The sequence below is a fragment of the Pseudomonas sp. yb_2 genome (genome assembly GCF_043103905.1).
Lineage (GTDB): Bacteria > Pseudomonadota > Gammaproteobacteria > Pseudomonadales > Pseudomonadaceae > Aquipseudomonas > Aquipseudomonas alloputida.
In genome coordinates, this window is sequence record NZ_JBICKH010000075.1 from 35,308 (window position 1) to 54,851 (window position 19,544).

The following is a 19,544-nucleotide window of genomic DNA, read 5'->3' on the forward strand; positions in this document are numbered from 1 at the left end:
CAATTTGACCTGCAGAGGTGCGTATGAGCGAGCCGATTCGCCTGACCCAGTACAGCCATGGCGCCGGCTGTGGTTGCAAGATCTCCCCCAAGGTGCTGGACGTGATCCTTGCCGAAAGCGGCACCCAGGCCCTGGACCCGAAACTGTGGGTCGGCAACGCATCGCGCGACGATGCAGCAGTGTACGCGCTGGACGACGAGCGCGGCGTGGTCTCGACCACCGACTTCTTCATGCCGATCGTCGATGACCCTTACGACTTCGGCCGCATTGCCGCCACCAACGCCATCAGCGACATCTATGCCATGGGCGGCGACCCGCTGATGGCCATCGCCATCCTCGGTTGGCCGGTCAACGTGCTGCCGCCGGAAGTCGCCCGCGAAGTCATCCGCGGCGGCCGTGCGGTGTGCGCCGAAGCGGGTATCCCGCTGGCCGGCGGCCACTCGATCGACGCGCCCGAGCCGATCTTTGGCCTGGCCGTCACCGGGGTGGTCAGTAAACGCCACCTCAAACGCAACGACACCGCCAGCGCAGGCTGCCAGCTGTACCTGACCAAGCCCTTGGGCATCGGCATCCTCACCACTGCCGAAAAGAAGGCCAAGCTGCGTGTGCAGGACCAAGGCCTGGCTCGCGACTGGATGTGCACCCTCAACACGCCCGGCAGCCGCTTCGGCAAACTGGACGGGGTCAAGGCCATGACCGACGTCACCGGCTTCGGCCTGCTCGGCCACCTGGTCGAGCTGGCCGAAGGCAGCGGCCTCACCGCGCACCTGAACTACGCCGCCGTGCCACGCCTGCCTAGTGTCGACCATTACCTGGCCGAAGGCTGCATCCCCGGTGGAACCCTGCGCAACTACGACAGCTACGGGCACAAGATCGGCGCCCTGAGCGACGACCAGAAGCACCTGCTGTGCGACCCGCAGACCAGCGGTGGCTTGCTGGTAGCTGTTGCCCCGGAGGGTGAAGCCGAGTTCCTCGCCGTGGCTGCCGAACTGGGCCTGAAACTGTCCCCGATCGGCAAGCTGGTCGAGCGACAGAGCCATGCGGTCGAGGTGATCTGATGCGCCCCGACTGCACCGACTTCCGTCAGCTGTTCCTCGACGACGTGCCGATGATGGACATGCGCGCCCCCGTCGAATTCGCCAAAGGCGCCTTTCCTGGCGTGGTAAACCTGCCGCTGATGAACGACCAGGAGCGGCAGAAGGTCGGCACCTGCTACAAGCAGCAGGGCCAGGCCGCCGCCATCGCCCTGGGCCACCAGCTGGTCAGTGGCACCACCAAGCAAGCCCGTCTGGAGGCCTGGGCAGCGTTTGCCAAGGCGCACCCTGACGGTTACCTGTACTGCTTCCGTGGCGGCCTGCGATCGCAGATCGTGCAGGGCTGGCTGCGCGATGAGGCGGGTATTCAGTACCCGCGTGTCAAAGGCGGCTACAAGGCCATGCGTACCTTCCTGCTGGAGACTACCCAGCAAGCGGTGGAGCAATGCGATTTCGTACTGGTCGGTGGACTGACCGGTACCGGCAAGACCGATGTGCTGCACCAGCTGGACAACGTGCTGGACCTTGAAGGCCACGCCAACCATCGCGGCTCCAGTTTCGGCAAGCGCGCCACGGCGCAACCGGCGCAGATCGACTTTGAAAACCAGCTGGCAATCGACGTGCTGAAAAAGCGCGCCCGCGGTATCGGGCAGTTCGTTCTGGAAGATGAAGGCCGCATTGTCGGCAGCTGCACGGTGCCGCTGGAGTTGTACCAAGGCATGCAGCATTACCCGCTGGTGTGGCTTGAAGACAGCTTCACCAACCGCGTGGAGCGCATCCTGCGCGACTACGTGGTCAACCTGAGCGCCGAGTTCAAGGCCGTGCATGGCGAAGAAGACGGTCCCCGGCTGTTTGCCGAGCGCATGCTGCAGAGCATGGCCAATATCTACAAGCGTTTGGGTGGAGAGCGCCATCAGCGCTTGTCCGAGATGCTGCGCGAAGCCCTGCAAGAGCAGCAGCGCAGCGGCGCAGTAGACCTGCACCGGGGCTGGATCGAAGGTTTGCTGAACGAGTACTACGACCCGATGTATGCCTACCAGCGCGCAGCCAAGGCCGAGCGCATCGAGTTTGCCGGGGATGCCGTGGAAGTACGCGAGTACCTCAAGGCCCGGGCGCTGCGCCAACCGCGCAAATAGAACCAGTACCCTGTAGGAGCGGGTTCACCCGCGAAGAAGGCCACGCGGAGCATGACACCGGCAAAGCCGGTGTTCGCGGCTGAACCCGCGCCTGCAAATGTGGGCCAATCATGCCTGAACAGGCGCTACTGCCCAGGGCTAAGCACCCGCTCCAGTTCCGCAGCGCGGTCGCGGGTCATGTCCATGATGCAGCTGCCACCTTCCAGCTGCGCCAGGGTCCCGCCACTGGCCTGTACATGGAACTGGCAATTGCCATCACGGTAGGCCAGCCACTTGCGCTGAACATCCCGCAGGCTCTTCTGCTGCCCGGCATCCAGCTTGCCCATCAGCTGCTTGTACACCCGGTTCAAGCGCTGGTCCTGCACTTGTGTTTCGGCCCCGATGCACGCGCTCATGGCCACGGTGCTGGAGGCCTTGTCCATGCACTGCCCGTAGGCCGCCGTGTAATCGTCCGCCATTGCTACCGGTAGCACGCAGGCCAGTGCCAGGCCTGCCAGGTAATGCTTGATCATGCTAACCCTCCTTGTGGGTATCAAAGCGTCTGCGGCTGCTCCGGAGGCATCAGCACCTTGCCTGGCTCGAAGCGCAGCGAGGGCATTTGCGTCGCTGCATACAACGTTACCCCCAGGGCGGCAATCAAGGCGACATCAAGCCAGTTCCAGCCTGGCATGTCGTCAGCCCTTCGCGCCTTCCAGCAAAACCAGGCTTGCCCCAGGCAAAACACCACCATCGCTACCAGCCACAGGTAGAAGCCAGCACCAAAGCCGGTAAGGTCATGAAACTCATAGCTGCGGTTATCCGGCAAACGGTCGATGCCAAAACTGCTGGCAGCCAGATACACCGCCCCAAGCCCGGCCAGCAAGGCCAGCCGACGAAACCGCCGATGAGCCAGGATGGCCAGGGCCAGCAGCGGATTGGCAAACCATTGGTACAAGCTGAACGGCATGCCCCATGGCCCGTACAACAGCATCTGCAGGGCCGGCATATGACGTTCGCCGCTCATCAGCGCGCCATCGAAGAACAGGGCGAGCAAATACAGCAGCAGGCTGATACTCAGGTAGAAAGCGGGCAAAGGGGATTCCTGAGAGAAACGGGACAGCCTACGACCTTAACCCAGGCCCTGCCCCGCTTCCAAATTCACGCTCGGGTGTTATGAGATCAGGCTACTGGCGGCTCAAGCAGCAGGCCGTAAATACCCGAGTCGGACAGCTCGCCAGCCACGCACCAGCGCGCCCGCAAGGTGCCTTCCAGCACAAAACCTTGGCGCTCCAGCGTGCGTGCAGAGCCCTGGTTGCGCGGGTCGATCTCGCCTTCCAGGCGGCGCATGTGCAGGGTGTGGGCGAGGTAGTCGATGAAACAGGTCAGAGCCTCGTCCATGTAGCCCCTGCCCTGCACCGCGCTGGCCAGGCAGTAGCCGATTTCGCCACGGCGGGAAATGTCGTCGATGTTGAACAGCTGGACCATGCCGATCAGTTCGCCGTTGTCGCGGCGGTACATGCCAAGCTTGAGCTGGTCGCCATTGGCATAGGCTTCGCGGTCGGCGGCCAGGGCGCTCTCGGCTTCGGCCAGGTCTTGCCAGGGGGCATGATGCCAATAGCGCATGACCTCGGGGTCGGCCATGATCGCCAGCCACTGCGCGGCATCGGCATGGCGCATGGGACGCAGTTGCAGGCGTGGGCTGTCGAGGCAGAGGTCACTGGGGAAACTGCGGGGTGGGGTCACGCCGGATCTCCTGTCCATTGCTGGGGAGATGACAGTTTAACGTCATGTGGGGTGGGTGGGGCAGGTCTTGGGTTATGGCGTGTGTTTGAGGAGGCTTGCCTTGGGATCTTCAGGGGCGCGTAGATCGAGCGCCGCCCACGCGGCGCATCGCGAGCGAAGCTCGCTCCTACATTTGTTTCGGGCCAGTCATTCCTGTCCCTTAAGGCATGCCCTCAGAGCCAGACCGCATCCCAGTGTGGATAATCCCCAATCCTGGAGACCAATCCTGCCCTTAGCGGATTGGCAATGATGTATCTGGCGACCTTCACCACATCATCATCATGACGCAGAGCCCGGTCGTGATAACCCGCCTGCCAGACCGGCACCATCCTTGCTCCAGCTTTGCGCAAAGCATGGCTGGTTCGGGATTTGAAACGCTGCATCAATGTCCCGAGTGTCACGTCTTTCAATTCAAGCAGCCAATGTACATGGTCGGGCATCACGACCCAGGCCAATGACCGGCAATGGTGCTCCTGATCTGCTCTACGAAGAAATTGAATTACCAAGCGCGCAAATTGGAAGTTCAGGAACAATGGACGGCGGTGATAGGTAACCGAAGTCAGCATGTACAGCCGGCCAGGCTCCGAACACCTTCCGCGACGTAGTAGACAGCCATGGGGTTTGGGCATGTGGTCATCCTTGAAAGACATGTCCAGGGCAGGATAGCGATGTCTGGCGGGCCCAATGAGGTTTACGGTTACAGAGTGTGAGTGGGCAGACATGACCGGGGATTGCGACAAGGCCATCGTGTGCATGGTGCGCATGATTTGGTTTTTGTGGTGGTACGCAAATCGAGCGCCGCCCGCGCGGCGCATCGCGAGCAAGCTCGCTCCTACATTGGTTTGGGCCAGTGTAGCCTGCACCCACGCGCGCCATTCGTTTCGGGCCAGTGCAGCCTGCACCCACGCGCGCCATTCGTTTCGGGCCAGTTATGCCTGTGACAGCCGCGCGCGACCGCCTTGTTTGAAAAACGCAATATCACGCCATGCGCCAAGGGGTCGCGCGCAAATCCCACAGGAATAATTGGCCCGAAACAAATGTAGGAGCGAGCTTGCTCGCGATGCGCCGCGCGGGCGGCGCTCGATCTCATAGGCGACGAACAACTCAAGGCATGCACCTGCCAGCCGCTACCGGCCCACCCGACAGGTACATCAGGCCATTACTCAACCCCTGCAATTGCAGATTGCGACAGGGCCACCGTGTGCATGCCTTGGTTTTTGTGGTGGTGCGCAAATCGAGCGCCGCCCGCGCGGCGCATCGCGAGCAAGCTCGCTCCTACATTGGTTTCGGGCCAGTGCAGCCTGCATCAACGCGTGCCATTCGTTTTGGGCCAGTTATGCCTGTGACAGCCGCGAGCGACCGCCTTGTTTGTACAACGCGATAGCACGCCATGCACCAAGGGGCGCGCGCGTCCTTCACAGGAATGACTGGCCTGAAATACAGGCTAACGAAAAACGCTCAGGCCACCTCAGCCCCATCATCCGGCCAATGCGGCTCGTTGGCCTCTGGCGGGGTCAGCGGCGGCAAACCATACGCCGCCCGCGCATCATCACAGCTCGGGTTATGCACCCCACCCTCCCACGACGCATCAAACTCGCGGCACGGGCTGGAACGGTTGGCGTAAATCGTACAAGCCACCTCTTTACCGATCTCGCCCTGAAGGCTGACACAGCGGCAGGGCTTGGCATCGGTGCCGATCATGGCAACGCGCGTGGGGTTGATCTGTACCACCAGGTCGTCCGGCACTACGCCCCCGGCAGACTGGCATTCGCCCCAGAAGAAGGACACACGGAAGTACCCGCAGCAGGCGCCGCAGTCAAGGCAAGGGTTATATTCAGACATGATGTCACGGAGGGAAGGTGGTTGTTATCGGGGCTGGCCCGCGGCGCCATTTTTAATCCAACCAGGGGCCGCTGGATAGAGGGGGAATGCAAAAAAAGTTGCCGCTGATCCGGCCACTGAACAAGGGCGACCAGTGCATTCACCGGCCGCCCCCTTTCAGCTAGCAGATGGGCTGGTAGGCTTCAGCATCCCAGCGTTGTAAACCCAGGCCTGCGCTCGGCTTGTAGTTGCCTCCCTGTACCTTGCTGAACTGCGTATGCACCTCACCACAATGCACCAGACGATCATTTTTATCGCCCTCGGTGAGTACCGTGTAGGACTCACTGCGCATGGCCTGATACTGCCTGTCGGCGGCCGCCATGACCTGGTGATACTTCATCAACTGACTGCTGCTCAAGGCCAGACGTTTGTCCAGGTGCACGCCCCAGCGGGTCAGGCAAACCTCGGCAAAGTGGCGAACGATCAGCCCAGGTTCGGCCAGCACCTTGCCATCGCCTGCGCCATCAGCCGAGGCGTTGCCCACCAGCGTGGCATGGCGACCCGGCATCGGATAAACGCATATCCGTGTCCCTTTGGCGACCGAAGGGATCACGCAGGCAAAACCTTTGGAGCGCTCATCCCTTGAGTAGAAGCCTACGTACTCTTTGACATTGTCCGCCAAGGTTACGCGCTCGGCCTGCAGGTTACCGACGCCAGGCACCGGGTCGATGGCGAATATGTTCACCGGTATGCCGCGCAATACCGGGTCTTGCGCCATGGCATTGGCCAGCATGTGGCAGCTGATCCCTCCCCTGCTCCAGCCCACCAGGTTGACCTGGGTTGGCAGGCGCGGTTTGCGGAACATGCTGATGATGCGCTCCTGCAGTTCCTGCGGGGTCGGGTGGCGATCGCCGTAGTCGTAGGTTCGCCAGAACCATGAGGCGGAGGAAGACACGTCCGGAATCGGCACGCCGGCAGCTTTCAGCCGCTCGTATTCTTGCTCACTGAGTTTGGTGCGCCGCCAGCTGCTTTCGCCTTTGATGACCTGCAGCACATGGTTGACGTTCTCCTCCCAGCCGCGGCCAAACAGCTGGCCGGTCCAGTTGAAATAGCCGCCGGGTTCGACGAACAGGTTGTCATCCTGAAGGTTGCCGCTGCCTGGGCCGTCGACGGCGATCCAGTGGGCGAATTCCCGGCTCTGGTCATTACTGGCCAGGGTCGAGACCAGCTCGCCATTCCAGAAGTTGGGATTGGCGTCGTCGAAACGGTGCGAGCCAGTGCCGCAGAAGTAGGCGGTGAAGACACTCATGGGGGATCTCTTTGGTGAGAAATGAGTGCTGACGGTAGGCGTACGGGTAACCAGAAGGCAGGCGGAAAACTCACCCAAGAGGCAGTTGGGGCTGCTTCGCAGCCCCAATGGGCTTACTTGCGAGCCAAACCATCAGCCCGGAACATTTGCCGGATCCCGCGGATGGCCTGGCGAATACGGTCCTGGTTCTCGATCAACGCAAAGCGAACATGGTCGTCCCCATAGTCACCAAAGCCGATCCCCGGCGACACGCAGACCTTGGCCTCGGCCAGCAGCTTCTTGGAGAACTCCAGCGAACCCAGGTGTGCATACTCCGGCGGGATCTTCGCCCACACGTACATCGACGCCTTGGGGTTCTCGACCATCCAGCCCAGTTCGTGCAGCCCTTTTACCAGCAGGTTACGGCGCTGGCGATACTGCTCGGCAATGTCGCGCACGCACTGTTGGTCGCCTTCCAGCGCGGCAATGGCTGCAACCTGTAGCGGGGTGAAGGTGCCATAGTCGTGGTAGCTCTTGATCCGCGCAAGGGCGCTGACCAGCTCGGGGTTGCCGACCATGAAGCCGATGCGCCAGCCTGCCATGTTGTAGCTCTTGGACAGGGTGAAGAACTCCACCGCAATGTCCTTGGCACCCGGCACCTGCATGATCGATGGGGCTTTCCAGCCGTCGTAGACGATATCGGCATAGGCCAGGTCATGCACCACCAGTACGTTGTACTGCTTGGCCAGGGCCACCACGCGCTCGAAGAAGTCCAGCTCCACGCACTGGGCGGTCGGGTTGGACGGGAAGCCCAGGATCATCATCTTCGGCTTGGGGATGGACTCGCGAATGGCCCGCTCAAGCTCGTTGAAGAAGTCCACACCCGGCACCAGCGGCACCGAACGCACCTGGGCACCGGCGATCACTGCGCCGTAGATGTGGATCGGGTAGCTGGGGTTGGGCACCAGCACCGTGTCGCCCTGGTCGAGGGTGGCCAGCATCAGGTGGGCCAGGCCCTCTTTCGAGCCGATGGTGACGATGGCTTCGCTTTCCGGGTCGATGTCGACCTCGTAGCGGTCCTTGTACCAGTTGGAGATGGCCCGGCGCAGGCGGGGGATGCCGCGCGAGGTGGAGTAGCCGTGGGTGTCTTCACGCTGGGCGACCTGTACCAGCTTCTCGACGATGTGCGGCGGGGTGGCGCCATCGGGGTTGCCCATGCTCAGGTCGATGATGTCCTCGCCACGACGGCGGGCAGCCATCTTGAGCTCGGCGGTGATGTTGAAGACGTAGGGGGGGAGACGATCGATGCGCGCAAAGCGGCGCGGCGAACCTGGGTTGGCCATGGCTTCCTCTGAGTACGTAAGCGCCCGGAACCGTCCGAGCGACGCTGGCCGATGTGGCGGCCTGAATCAGAAGATAATCCCGAGACAGGATACATGTAAAGGATAATTTCCTGTTTTATTAGATCTTTTCAGATCTATTGTTTGAAAATATGAAATTTATATTTCCCTGTGCTGGCATCTTCGCGGGCAAACCCTCTCCCACCGGGACCGCGCCACATGCAAAACCTGCGAAATAACTGTGGGAGCGGGCTTGCCCGCGAAGAGACTGGCACAGAAAAAACCCATAAAAAAACCCCGACGCAGAGGCCGGGGTTTTCGTGAAACAGGCAGCAGTTTCAGCGTGCGTAGGTCATCAGCACATCCGCAGCGGTCTGGCTGTCCACACCCATCATCACGCTCAGGGCAGTGACGGTGAGGATGGAGAAGCCGAACACCTTGCGGGCCCACTTGCTGTCGTCCTCGGCCTTGTAACCACCCCAGGCCATGTACAGCCAGTACAGGCCCATGGCAGCAGCCACGGCCAGGTAACCGAGGCCGGCGTAACCGCCGAGGGTAAGCATCAGGGTGGCGAGCACGAAGGCCAGCACGTACAGCACGATCTGCTTTTTCGCCGCGAGGATGCCGCGGGCCACCGGCAGAACCGGAATGTTGGCAGCGCTGTAATCCTTGAAGCGGAAGATCGCGATGGCAAAGCTGTGCGGCATTTGCCAAAGGCTGAACATCACCAGCAGGGTTACCGCAGCCAGGTCGAAGCTGTTGCTCACGGCGCAGTAGCCGATCACCGGAGGCATGGCACCCGACAGGCTGCCGACCAAGGTGCCGTGCACCGATTTACGCTTCAGCCACAGGCTGTAGAAACCGACGTAGACGACAAAGCCAATCAGTGCGCAGAACGCAGACAGCGGGTTGGCCTGGACATACAGCAGGCTGAAACCCGCCACCCCGAGCAGGGTGGCGTAGATCAGCGCGAGGGGCAGCGACATGCCGCCCTGAACCATGACACGGTTCTTGGTGCGCTCCATCTTGTGGTCGATGTCACGGTCGATGCAGTTGTTGAACACGCATCCGGACGCAACCACCAGCGAAGTACCGATCACCACCGCCAGGAACAGGGCGAAATCCACATGGCCCTTCGAGGCAAGGAAGAAACCGCCTGCCACGGAAAGCACGTTACCGAAAATGATCCCCGGTTTGGTGATTTGGATAAAGTGCTTAACGGACATGCAGTCTTACCTCACTTGGCCAACATTTCGAAGTGGATGCTGAACATGATCCACAGCGACAGGCCGACAAGCAGAGCGATCACCAGGGTGGTGAACAGGAACGTCGAAACGTTGTTGCGTTGCTCTTTCGAGCGGTCCATGTGCAGGAAGTAAACCAGGTGAACAACTACCTGGATCACAGCCATGGCAACAATGATCAGAACGGTCAGGTTCTTCGGCAGGCTGGCGGTCATGGCCAGGCCGAACGGGATCGCAGTCAGGATGATCGACAGTACAAAACCGATCATGTACGACTTGACGCTGCCGTGATTACCTTCGTGATGAGTGTCGTGTGCGTTAGCCATTACAGAACCCCCAGCAGGTAAACGACGGTGAATACGCAGATCCAGACCACGTCCAGGAAGTGCCAGAACAGGCTCAGGCAGCTCATGCGGGTCTTGGCGGTCGGCGTGATGCCGTGCTTGTTGATCTGGTACATCATGATTGCCATCCAGATCAGACCAGCAGTCACGTGCAGACCGTGGGTACCTACCAGGGCGAAGAAGCCCGACAGGAAGCCACTGCGCTGCGGGCCGAAGCCCTCGCTGATCAGGTGATGGAACTCATAGATTTCCATCGCGATGAAGCCTGCACCGAACAGGAAGGTCACAGCCAACCAGCCCAGTACACCTGCTTTCTTGCCATCGAACATCTTCAGCATGGCGAAGCCGAAGGTGATCGAGGACAGCAGCAGGAACAGCGTTTCAACAGCTACGAAATCAAGCTGGAAGATGTCATGACCCGACGGGCCGCCGGCAAAACTGCCGGACAGCACCGCGTAGGTGGCGAAGAGCGACGCAAACAGGATGCAGTCGGTCATCAGGTACAGCCAGAAGCCCAGTACGGTCATCTGGCCCGAGTCGTGGTGGTGGTCGTCATGCCCATGGTCGTGACCATGAGCAGCGCCGCCGTGCATTACTTGACTGGACATTGATTACACCCGCTCAAACGATTCGACACGTGCGCCGGCAGGCAGAGCACCTGCTTTGGCCAGCGCTTTCATACGCTCGCCTTCGATGCGCGCCACTTCTTCGGCCGGAACCATGTAGCCCTGGTCGTCACGTGCAGCGTGGCGAACGAAGACAGCGATGGTTGCAACCAGGCTCGCGCCAACCAGCCACCAGATGTGCCAGATGAAGGCGAAGCCGAAGACGGTCAGGAACAGGCCCATGAACAGACCGGTAGCGGTGTTGCTCGGCATGTGAATGGCTTCGTACTTGGCCGGAGCCTTGTACGCAACGCCTGCTTCCTTGGCTTCGTGCCAGCAGTCCAGGCCAACTTTCTCAGGCATGTGAGCGAAGTTGTAGAACGGAGGTGGCGAAGAAGTCGACCATTCCAGGGTACGGCCGCCCCATGGGTCGCCGGTCACGTCCAGGTTCTGGTTGCGGTCGCGGACCGAAACGACGATCTGGATCAGCTGGCAAGCGATACCGAACAGGATCAGCACGGCGCCGACAACGGCTACGTACAGGTAGGGTTCCCACAGTGGGTTGTCGGAGTGGTTCAGACGACGGGTCATGCCCATGAAGCCCAGGGCGTACAGCGGCATGAACGCAACGTAGAAGCCCGACAGCCAGAACCAGAAGGCAGCTTTGCCCCACTTCTCGTTCAGGGTGAAGCCGAAGGCTTTCGGGAACCAGAAGGCGAAACCGGCGATGTAGCCGAATACCGCGCCACCGATGATCACGTTGTGGAAGTGCGCAATTACGAACAGGCTGTTGTGCAGGACGAAGTCAGCACCCGGAACGGCCAGCAGTACGCCGGTCATGCCACCGATGGAGAAGGTGACCATGAAGCCCAGGGTCCAGAGCATCGGTGCGGTGAAGCGCACACGGCCTTGGTACATGGTGAACAGCCAGTTGAACAGCTTCACACCGGTCGGAATGGAGATCAGCATCGTCGCCAGGCCGAAGAAGGTGTTGACGCTGGCGCCGGCACCCATGGTGAAGAAGTGGTGCAGCCATACAGCAAAGCCGAGGATGGCGATCGCGCCCGATGCGTAAATCATCGAGTGGTGGCCGAACAGGCGTTTGCCAGAGAACGTCGAAGTTACTTCCGAGAACACGCCGAAGGCCGGCAGGATCAGGATGTAAACCTCAGGGTGACCCCACGCCCAGAACAGGTTGACGTACATCATCGGGTTCCCACCAAGCTCGTTGGTGAAGATGTGGAAGTCCAGATAACGGTCAACAGTCAGCAGAGCGAGTGCAGCAGTCAGAATCGGGAACGAAGCGACGATCAACACGTTGGCCCAGGTGCAGGTCCAGGTGAAGATCGGCATGTCCATCAGTTTCATGCCAGGTGCGCGCATCTTCATCACGGTGACGAGGAAGTTCACGCCGGTAAGCGTCGTACCCAATCCGGATAGCTGTAGCGCCCAGATGTAGTAGTCGACACCCACCCCAGGGCTGTACTGAATGCCCGCGAGCGGCGGATAGGCAACCCAGCCGGTCTTGGCGAATTCACCAACGCCCAGCGAGATGTTGACCAGCAGCACGCCTGCCAGCAGCAGGTAGAAGCTCAGGGAGTTCAGGAACGGGAAGGCAACGTCACGTGCACCGATCTGCAGAGGAACCGCCAGGTTCATCAGGCCGGTGAAGAACGGCATCGCCATGAAGATGATCATGATCACACCGTGAGCGGTGAAGATCTGGTCATAGTGTTCAGGCGGCAGGTAGCCTTCGGAGCCGCCGGTTGCGGCAGCCAGCTGGGTACGCATCATGATGGCGTCGGCAAAGCCGCGCAGCAGCATGACCATCGCGACGATGATGTACATCACGCCGATCTTTTTGTGGTCGACAGTAGTCAGCCACTCGCTCCACAAGTAGGTCCACTTGCGGAAATAGGTGATAAGACCGACGACAGCGATACCGCCGAGCGCGATCATGGCAAGCGTCACCATGACTATCGGCTCGTGATAGGGTATCGCCTCCAGGCTTAATTTACCGAACATCTCTTACTCCTCTGCACCGGCAGCTGGTTGCATACTCGATTCCACACCCTTGGTTGTGGCCAGATCTTTGCTGCCTGCTTCTTCGTGGCTACGACCGCGGTTCATGCCTTCGTACTTGTCGACGATCAGCTGGAACTGCTCAGGCGAAGCCTCGCTATACAGCGCGACCGGGTTGTTTTCGCTTGGTTTGGCCAAGGCGTCGTATTCGGCCTTGTCCAGCTTCTTCGGCGACTGCTTGACTTCAGCGACCCACTTGTCGAAGTCTTCCTGAGAGGTGGCAGTAGCCTTGAATTTCATGCCGGTGAAGCCAGCACCGCTGTAGTTGGCGCTGATACCGTCGAATTCGCCATTTTCGTTGGCGATCAGGTGCAGCTTGGTGGTCATGCCGGCCATGGCGTAGATCTGGCCGCCCAGGCCCGGGATGAAGAACGAGTTCATCACGGCGTCGGAAGTGACGCGGAAGTTGACCGGAGTGTTAGCCGGGAAGACGATCTTGTTGACCGTGGCAATGCCCTGTTCCGGGTAGATGAACAGCCACTTCCAGTCCAGCGCGACCACGTCGATCTGAATCGGCTTAACGTCCGAATCCAGCGGACGATAAGGGTCCAGCTTGTGGGTGGAGTGGTAGGTGACGTAACCCAGGGCGATGATGATCAGGATCGGGATGATCCATACCGCGGCCTCGATCTTGGTCGAGTGCGACCAGTCAGGGGTGTAGGTGGCTGCCTTGTTGGAAGCACGGTACTTCCAGGCGAACGCCAGGGTCATGATGATCACAGGGATTACCACCAGCAGCATCAGGCCGGTAGCGATCAGGATCAGGTTCTTTTGCTCAATGCCGACCTGGCCCTTCGGGTCGAGCAGGGTCCAGTTGCACCCACTGAGTAAAAGCATGCCTAAAAAGGGCAATATGCCAAACAGTCTGGGGTAACGCTTTTTACTCATCTCACGACCTCTAGATCAGCTTGCTTCAATGCAATTTGTGTTTTGGTAGCCAACACTTCGTCCTGCCAAGTGAGGCATTTCGCGCCCGTACTCGCTCCTGCCTGGGGTCCGACTGCAGGACCTTGGCTTCAAGCGGGTTAGCGGTGCTTATGGTTTCGTAGGCAACAGGCCTGTACTTCAGACCAAGTCCATTTGGTGCGGGAAAACGCGGAGGGGTGTCCGCCCGGTATCGCCGTTGGGCGAAACTTGACGAAGTCAGCAAAAAGGAGCGCTGAGGCTTCCTTCAATCCTGCGACTCGCAAGCAGTGCCGAACGGAAATTGGGGGCGATTGTAGATAGGTCGCCAACCCTTGACTATGACTTATTGAGCAACAGTCTTTTACAGAATCCGCAACAATACTGCTCGATAATTCAACTTCGCGACAGTTTGTCGCACCCCGCTTGATAGGCCTCAAAGCCGCATCCTGCAAGGCCTGCGGATTGATCTGGATCAAGCGGTGCGCAACTTTTCCCTCTTCTCATGCGGTGCAAAAGACCCCATGCAATTCGGGACTTTTGTCTAAGCCTGGCGTCGATTGCGGTAGATACCGAGCGGAACCAGGACAGCGGTCAGCACGAACGCCACAAGTGCCCATTGCGCCAGCGACAGGCCGAGGATCGGCGGATACGGCGTGCTGCAGAAGCCGTCGACCTGGAACGCCAGTGGCCACAGCTTTGCCAGTGGCAGGTCATCCACGATCGGCTGCAGGGTATCGATACCGCAACTGACCATGGGGTTGGCGAGTATATACACATGGTTGCCCGCCGCAACGATTCCGCCAATTGCACTGAGCACCACCAACGCCTCGAAGAAGGTCAGGCTGCGGCGCCCGGGCATCGCCGCAGCGATGAAGGCAAACACGGCAATGAACAGCAACGCATAACGCTGCAGGATGCACAGCGGGCAGGGTGCCTCGCCGAGCACCACCTGCATGTAGAGGGCGCCGCCGATCAGTGAAAGGCAGATCAGCCCCAACAGCACCAGAAAGCGCCGTTCCCGATTCAGGCGCGATGTTTGTTCGTTCATTGCCGGTTCCTTCGATGGATAGTGGCAGCGTGGTCCGCCTGCCTGGGCGCAAGTCTACACGCTGGGCATGGCCTGTGAGCATGCCGAGGGAGCGTCGCGGAAGCACTGCGCAGGGCTATCCAGTGTGGCTGAGACCGGCCGCAACGACGTCGGTTCAACGCCGGGCGGCAAAAAAACGGCTGCCCAGGTGCCGCGCAGGGGCAAGCCCCTCGACACCCGGGAGTGAAGGATACCGTGATTAAAGGATGATTAAGGATGAAAGCTGCGTAGGTGCTTTCATTTCTTCTTTATATATAGGCAGAAAGGTGTGCTGCAGCGGGGGACTAGTACGCTATGAGCCTGTACCGGCCCCTTCGCGGGTAAACCCGCTCCTACAGAGACGGCACCACATTCAAGATCGGTGCAATACCTGTGGGAGCGGGCTTGCCCGCGAAGAGGCCGGCACAGGCGCTATATCACTCTAGCGCTGCCGCCGGCCCGAAGAACTCGTAGCGGCTCTGCTGCTCCGGCACCCCCAGGCCCTTCAGCTGGCGCTTGACCGCCGCCATGAAGCCCTTGGGCCCGAGGAAGTAGGCATCCACGTCACGCTCCTGCGGCAGCCACTCGGCGAGCAGGTCTTCACTGAGCAAACCCACGGCGTCGGCCGCAGCGCCACCTTCCGGCTCGGCATAGCAGTAGAAGCGCTTGAGCTGTGGATGGCGCGCCGCCAGGCCATCGATCCAGTCCCGGAAGGCATGCACCGCGCCGTTACGCGCACAGTGGATGAAATGCACCTCGCGCCGGGTTTGCAGTGCTGCCTGCAGCATCGCCAGGGTCGGGGTAATGCCCACCCCTCCGCTGATCAGCACCAGCGGCTTGTCGCTGGCTGCCAGGGTGAAGTCACCCGCAGGCGGGAACAGTTGCAGGGTATCGCCCACCTTCAGCTCATCGTGCAGGTAGTTGGAGACCTTGCCGCCCGCCTCGCGCTTGACGCTGATGCGGTATTCCTTGCCGTCGCACAGCGCCGACAGGGAATAGTTGCGGCGCTGCTCGGCACCGTCAATGTCCAGTTTCAGACCGATGTACTGGCCAGGTTCTGCCTTGAGCACCGGCATGCCATCCACCGGGGCGAAGTAGAACGAAACGATCTCGCTGCTTTCCTGCTCGCGGCGTACCAGGCGGAATTCACGGGTACCGCGCCAGCCACCCTCGGCCTCTTCCTTCTCTTTATAGAGGTTTTCTTCAGCGCCGATCAGAATGTCGGCCAGCTGGCCATAGGCCGCGCCCCAGGCGTCGATCACCGCAGGGGTGGCAATGTCCTTGCCCAGCACTTCCTCGATGGCGCGCAGCAGGCAGCTTCCGACAATCGGGTAGTGCTCCGGCAGAATCTGCAGGGCAACATGCTTGTTGATGATCTGCCCGACCAGGCCGCCCAGTTGCTCCAGCTGGTCGATATGGCGGGCATACATCAACACGCCGTTAGCCAGCGCACGCGGCTGATCGCCACTGGCCTGGTGGGCCTGGTTGAACAGCGGCCGTACCTCGGGGTATTCGCTGAGCATCATCTTGTAGAAGTGGGTGGTCAGCGCTTCGCCGCCGCTTTCCAGCAGAGGTACAGTGGCCTTGATGATTGCACGTTGTTCGGCATTGAGCATTGCAACAACTCCTGAGCCTGTGGCTTCAAATGACTGCCCCTGCCATTACAGCAATCGTGCCAACTTTTATCGCCAGCAAAATCAGGGGCTTGACGCAGGTCATGTCAAAACGACCCACCCCTGCGTATAGTCATATCGACCCATAGGAGTCCATATGACTACACAGCCACTGCTCACCACCCTCCTGCCCCTGGTCAGCGACCTGTCCCGCGATTTGCCCGACCAGGAACGCTACCGCCGCCTGTTGCAAGCCATGCGTGGCCTGCTGCCGTGCGATGCTGCAGCACTGCTGCGACTGGACGGGGAATGGCTGGTGCCGCTTGCAGTGGATGGCCTTAGCCCCGACACCCTCGGCCGGCGCTTTCGGGTCAGCGAGCACCCGCGTTTCCAGATACTGCTCAGCCGCCCGGAACCCACCCGTTTCGCCAGCGATTCCGAACTGCCCGACCCCTACGATGGTTTGGTCAATGCCCCCGATGCCGACCTTGAAGTGCACGACTGCATGGGCTGCCCGTTGATGGTCGATGAGCGCCCATGGGGCCTGGTCACCCTCGACGCCCTCACCCCCGGGCAGTTCCAGAGCCTGGAGCTGGATGCCCTGCAGGCCTTTGCCAGCCTGGCTGCCGCCACCGTTACCGTGGCCGAGCGTATCGAGCACCTGGCCCTGCGCGCCGAAGACGAACACCATCGCGCCGAGCTCTACCGTCAGGCCAGCGGCCAGGATAGAGAGCTGATTGGCCAGAGCCCCGCGCACAAACGCCTGGTGGAGGAAATTCGTCTGGTCGGCAGCAGCGACCTGACCGTGCTGATCACCGGCGAAACCGGGGTTGGCAAGGAGCTGGTGGCCCAGGCCCTGCACCAGGCCAGTAACCGCGCCGACAAGCCGCTGGTCAGCCTCAACTGCGCCGCCCTGCCCGACACCTTGGTGGAAAGCGAACTGTTCGGTCATGTGCGCGGCGCCTTCACCGGCGCGCATGGCGAGCGCCGCGGCAAGTTCGAACTGGCCAACGGCGGCACGCTGTTCCTCGACGAAGTGGGCGAACTGCCGCTGACGGTGCAGGCGAAACTGCTACGCGTGCTGCAAAGCGGCCAGCTGCAGCGCCTGGGTTCGGACCGCGAGCACCGGGTGGACGTGCGCCTGATCGCCGCTACCAACCGCGACCTCGCTGCCGAGGTGCGTACGGGCAACTTTCGCGCCGACTTCTATCACCGCCTCAGCGTTTACCCGCTGCACGTGCCACCTTTGCGCGAACGTGGGCGAGACGTGCTGCTATTGGCGGGCTACTTCCTCGAACAGAACCGTTCACGGCTGGGCCTGAACAGCCTGCGCCTGAGCCATGAGGCCCAAGCCGCGTTGATCGCCTACGACTGGCCAGGCAACGTGCGCGAACTGGAACACCTGATCGGCCGCTCGGCACTCAAGGCGCTGGGCCAGCACCCTGATCGGCCACGTATCCTCACCCTCGAAGCCATCGACCTGGACCTGCGTGTGTCGGCAACCACGCCAGGCACGCTGCCCTCCCCCGCTGCACCGCTGCAAGTGGTCACACCGCCTGAAGGCGGCTTGCGTGAAGCCGTCGATAGTTACCAGCGACAGGTGATCGAAGCCTGCCTGCAGCGGCATCAGGACAACTGGGCAGCAGCGGCCCGGGAACTCGGTCTGGACCGCGCAAACCTGAGCCGTTTGGCCCGCAGGCTAGGGCTTCGCTGAGGCTTTTCTACCAAAGGATTAACCCAGAAAGCCATCTGGTTGCTTCCCCACCGGCTGCTATATCTCCCTAACCACCCGTTTGTCGACTGCCTGGTCGAGGCTGTGCGTAAGACCCCTGAAAGGGCTCTGTTACGTCGGTTGTGGCCCGAACACTCGGGCCGGGGGATCCGGATATCAGCAGGGAGCATCCATGGACAACATCGTCGTCGCCGATAAGCAATCCGAAGTCGCCACTCAGAGCGCCTGGGGCAATATCAATCTAAACGCACCAAGCGTCGTGCAGGTACCGGTTTCTCCAGACAAAGTGGCCACGGTCACCCAGCGCGGGCAGGACCTGATCGTCACCCTGAAGTCGGGGGAAAAGATCACCATCGGTAACTTCTTCGCCGTGGACCAGGCCGGGGTCGGCAGCGATATGGTCTTCGTCGGCGAAGACGGCACCCTGTGGCATGCCCAGTACGATGCGGCAGCGTTCACCGGTTTCACCTTCGAAGAAGTGGCCTCGCTGGACGAACTGGTCGCAGGCATCGGTACTGCAGGCAGTGCCATGCCAACTTGGGCGATTGCCGGGCTCAGCCTGCTGGGCGTGGGCGGCGCAGCAGCAGCGGCGGACAATGGAGGCGGGGGCAGCAGCGGCGGTTCCGACCCCGACACCAGCGCACCGGCCACACCGATCGACCTGCTGGTTTCGCCGGATGGCTTGCGTCTGACCGGCCGTGGCGAAGCAGGCACCACGGTGAACATCCGCGACGCCGCCGGCAACCTGATCGGCAGCGGCACAGTGGGTGCCGACGGCAACTTCAACGTGACGTTGAATGCGCCGCAGATCAACAGCGAAAACCTTGATGTCACCCTGACTGACGCCGCCGGTAATGTCTCGGCGCCTGGCGCTGTCACTGCACCGGACGCAACTGCACCACTGGCGCCGACCGACCTGGCTATCAATGAGCAGGGTAACACCCTTACCGGTCGTGCCGAGCCCGGCTCGACGGTTTCCGTGCGAGGCGCAGGTGGCGTATTGCTGGGCACTGCGGTGGCCGGTGCGGACGGCCAGTTCAGCATTACCCTGCAACCGCCACAAAGCGACGGCCAGGCCCTGGAGATCAGCGCCGCAGACGCGGCTGGCAATATCTCGCCAGTTGCCAGCATCACGGCGCCGGACGTCGACAACCCAGATACCACAGCCCCTGAACAACCGACCGACCTGGCCCTGGCCGATGGCGTCACTTTCACCGGACGCGGTGAGCCTGGTGCTACCGTGCAGGTGCGCGATGCTGCCGGTAACCTGATTGGCACCGGTGTCGTCGCTGCCGACGGCCTGTTCAGCCTCACCCTGTCGCCGGCCCAGACCAATGGTGAAGCACTCGACGTGCGTCTGGTGGATGCCGCCGGCAACAGCTCTGCCCCATTGCAATTCGATGCGCCGGACATCACACCGCCTGACGCAGTAACCAATATTACAGTTGGTGCTGACGGCCTGGCCCTGAGCGGTCGCGGCGAGCCAGGTGCCACTGTCGAAGTGCGCGATGCCAATGGCACTGTGATCGGCACGGGTGTCGTGGGTGCCAACGGCACCTTCCTGATCGACCT

The 19,544-nt window shown here is 61.1% G+C and carries 18 protein-coding genes; 4 read left to right on the top strand and 14 right to left on the bottom strand.

Translation table 11 applies throughout. The features are described 5' to 3' along the window. Nucleotides 1–23 precede the first annotated feature (23 nt). Together selD and mnmH are read left to right on the top strand one after the other, a co-directional pair. Entirely contained in the window at nucleotides 24–1,058 is a 1,035-nt protein-coding gene (selD, locus tag ACF8FB_RS19935) for a selenide, water dikinase SelD (protein WP_104960807.1), read from the top strand. Then, entirely contained in the window at nucleotides 1,058–2,170 is a 1,113-nt protein-coding gene (gene mnmH, locus ACF8FB_RS19940) for a tRNA 2-selenouridine(34) synthase MnmH (RefSeq protein ID WP_019750484.1), read from the top strand. The genes selD and mnmH overlap by 1 nt, the downstream gene beginning before the upstream one ends. Nucleotides 2,171–2,295: 125 nt before the next feature. On the opposite strand, the gene ACF8FB_RS19945 is transcribed toward mnmH, so the two are convergent. The 14 genes from ACF8FB_RS19945 to hmpA form a co-directional block, all read right to left on the bottom strand. Then, nucleotides 2,296–2,682, bottom strand: a complete 387-nt coding sequence (locus tag ACF8FB_RS19945; RefSeq protein WP_014861457.1) for a lysozyme inhibitor LprI family protein — start codon at nucleotides 2,680–2,682, stop codon at nucleotides 2,296–2,298. 20 nt (nucleotides 2,683–2,702) lie between these two features. Further along, entirely contained in the window at nucleotides 2,703–3,242 is a 540-nt protein-coding gene (locus ACF8FB_RS19950; protein WP_392511737.1) for a hypothetical protein, read from the bottom strand. A gap of 86 nt (nucleotides 3,243–3,328) precedes the next feature. Beyond that, entirely contained in the window at nucleotides 3,329–3,892 is a 564-nt protein-coding gene (locus ACF8FB_RS19955) for a GNAT family N-acetyltransferase (RefSeq protein ID WP_003248588.1), read from the bottom strand. Between the two features lie 212 nt (nucleotides 3,893–4,104). Beyond that, on the bottom strand, nucleotides 4,105–4,560 hold the full coding sequence (locus ACF8FB_RS19960) for a transposase (protein ID WP_021781749.1): 456 nt from the start codon (nucleotides 4,558–4,560) through the stop codon (nucleotides 4,105–4,107). Between the two features lie 829 nt (nucleotides 4,561–5,389). Then, nucleotides 5,390–5,773, bottom strand: coding sequence for a YkgJ family cysteine cluster protein (locus ACF8FB_RS19965; RefSeq protein ID WP_003248590.1), 384 nt, complete (start codon nucleotides 5,771–5,773; stop codon nucleotides 5,390–5,392). A 160-nt stretch (nucleotides 5,774–5,933) separates the two neighbouring features. Beyond that, on the bottom strand, nucleotides 5,934–7,061 hold the full coding sequence (locus ACF8FB_RS19970; protein WP_392510950.1) for a hypothetical protein: 1,128 nt from the start codon (nucleotides 7,059–7,061) through the stop codon (nucleotides 5,934–5,936). A 113-nt stretch (nucleotides 7,062–7,174) separates the two neighbouring features. Continuing rightward, complete coding sequence (alaC, locus tag ACF8FB_RS19975) at nucleotides 7,175–8,383, bottom strand: alanine transaminase (protein WP_004576357.1); 1,209 nt, start codon at nucleotides 8,381–8,383, stop codon at nucleotides 7,175–7,177. A 335-nt stretch (nucleotides 8,384–8,718) separates the two neighbouring features. Next, on the bottom strand, nucleotides 8,719–9,606 hold the full coding sequence (gene cyoE, locus ACF8FB_RS19980) for a heme o synthase (protein WP_003248596.1): 888 nt from the start codon (nucleotides 9,604–9,606) through the stop codon (nucleotides 8,719–8,721). A gap of 11 nt (nucleotides 9,607–9,617) precedes the next feature. Then, nucleotides 9,618–9,950 (bottom strand): cytochrome o ubiquinol oxidase subunit IV, encoded by a 333-nt coding sequence (gene cyoD / locus ACF8FB_RS19985; protein WP_003248599.1) that lies wholly within the window; start codon nucleotides 9,948–9,950, stop codon nucleotides 9,618–9,620. Continuing rightward, on the bottom strand, nucleotides 9,950–10,576 hold the full coding sequence (gene cyoC / locus ACF8FB_RS19990) for a cytochrome o ubiquinol oxidase subunit III (protein WP_012051225.1): 627 nt from the start codon (nucleotides 10,574–10,576) through the stop codon (nucleotides 9,950–9,952). Before cyoC ends, cyoD begins: the two co-directional genes overlap by 1 nt. A 3-nt stretch (nucleotides 10,577–10,579) precedes the next feature. Further along, the gene (cyoB, locus tag ACF8FB_RS19995) at nucleotides 10,580–12,598 is read right to left on the bottom strand and encodes a cytochrome o ubiquinol oxidase subunit I (RefSeq protein ID WP_010952047.1); all 2,019 of its coding nucleotides are present in this window, start codon (nucleotides 12,596–12,598) and stop codon (nucleotides 10,580–10,582) included. A gap of 3 nt (nucleotides 12,599–12,601) precedes the next feature. Then, nucleotides 12,602–13,543: a ubiquinol oxidase subunit II gene (cyoA, locus tag ACF8FB_RS20000; RefSeq protein WP_003248605.1), complete on the bottom strand. Its 942-nt coding sequence runs from the start codon at nucleotides 13,541–13,543 to the stop codon at nucleotides 12,602–12,604. A 559-nt stretch (nucleotides 13,544–14,102) separates the two neighbouring features. After that, nucleotides 14,103–14,609, bottom strand: a complete 507-nt coding sequence (locus ACF8FB_RS20005; RefSeq protein ID WP_003248609.1) for a disulfide bond formation protein B — start codon at nucleotides 14,607–14,609, stop codon at nucleotides 14,103–14,105. A gap of 455 nt (nucleotides 14,610–15,064) precedes the next feature. Next, complete coding sequence (gene hmpA / locus ACF8FB_RS20010) at nucleotides 15,065–16,243, bottom strand: NO-inducible flavohemoprotein (RefSeq protein ID WP_010952044.1); 1,179 nt, start codon at nucleotides 16,241–16,243, stop codon at nucleotides 15,065–15,067. Between the two features lie 154 nt (nucleotides 16,244–16,397). Between hmpA and norR the strand changes: the two genes are divergently transcribed. Both norR and ACF8FB_RS20020 read left to right on the top strand, forming a co-directional pair. Further along, on the top strand, nucleotides 16,398–17,954 hold the full coding sequence (gene norR / locus ACF8FB_RS20015; RefSeq protein ID WP_014755368.1) for a nitric oxide reductase transcriptional regulator NorR: 1,557 nt from the start codon (nucleotides 16,398–16,400) through the stop codon (nucleotides 17,952–17,954). Nucleotides 17,955–18,144: 190 nt separating this feature from the next. After that, nucleotides 18,145–19,544: Ig-like domain-containing protein (locus tag ACF8FB_RS20020; RefSeq protein ID WP_392511740.1), on the top strand; the 1,400-nt coding region annotated here is incomplete at its 3' end.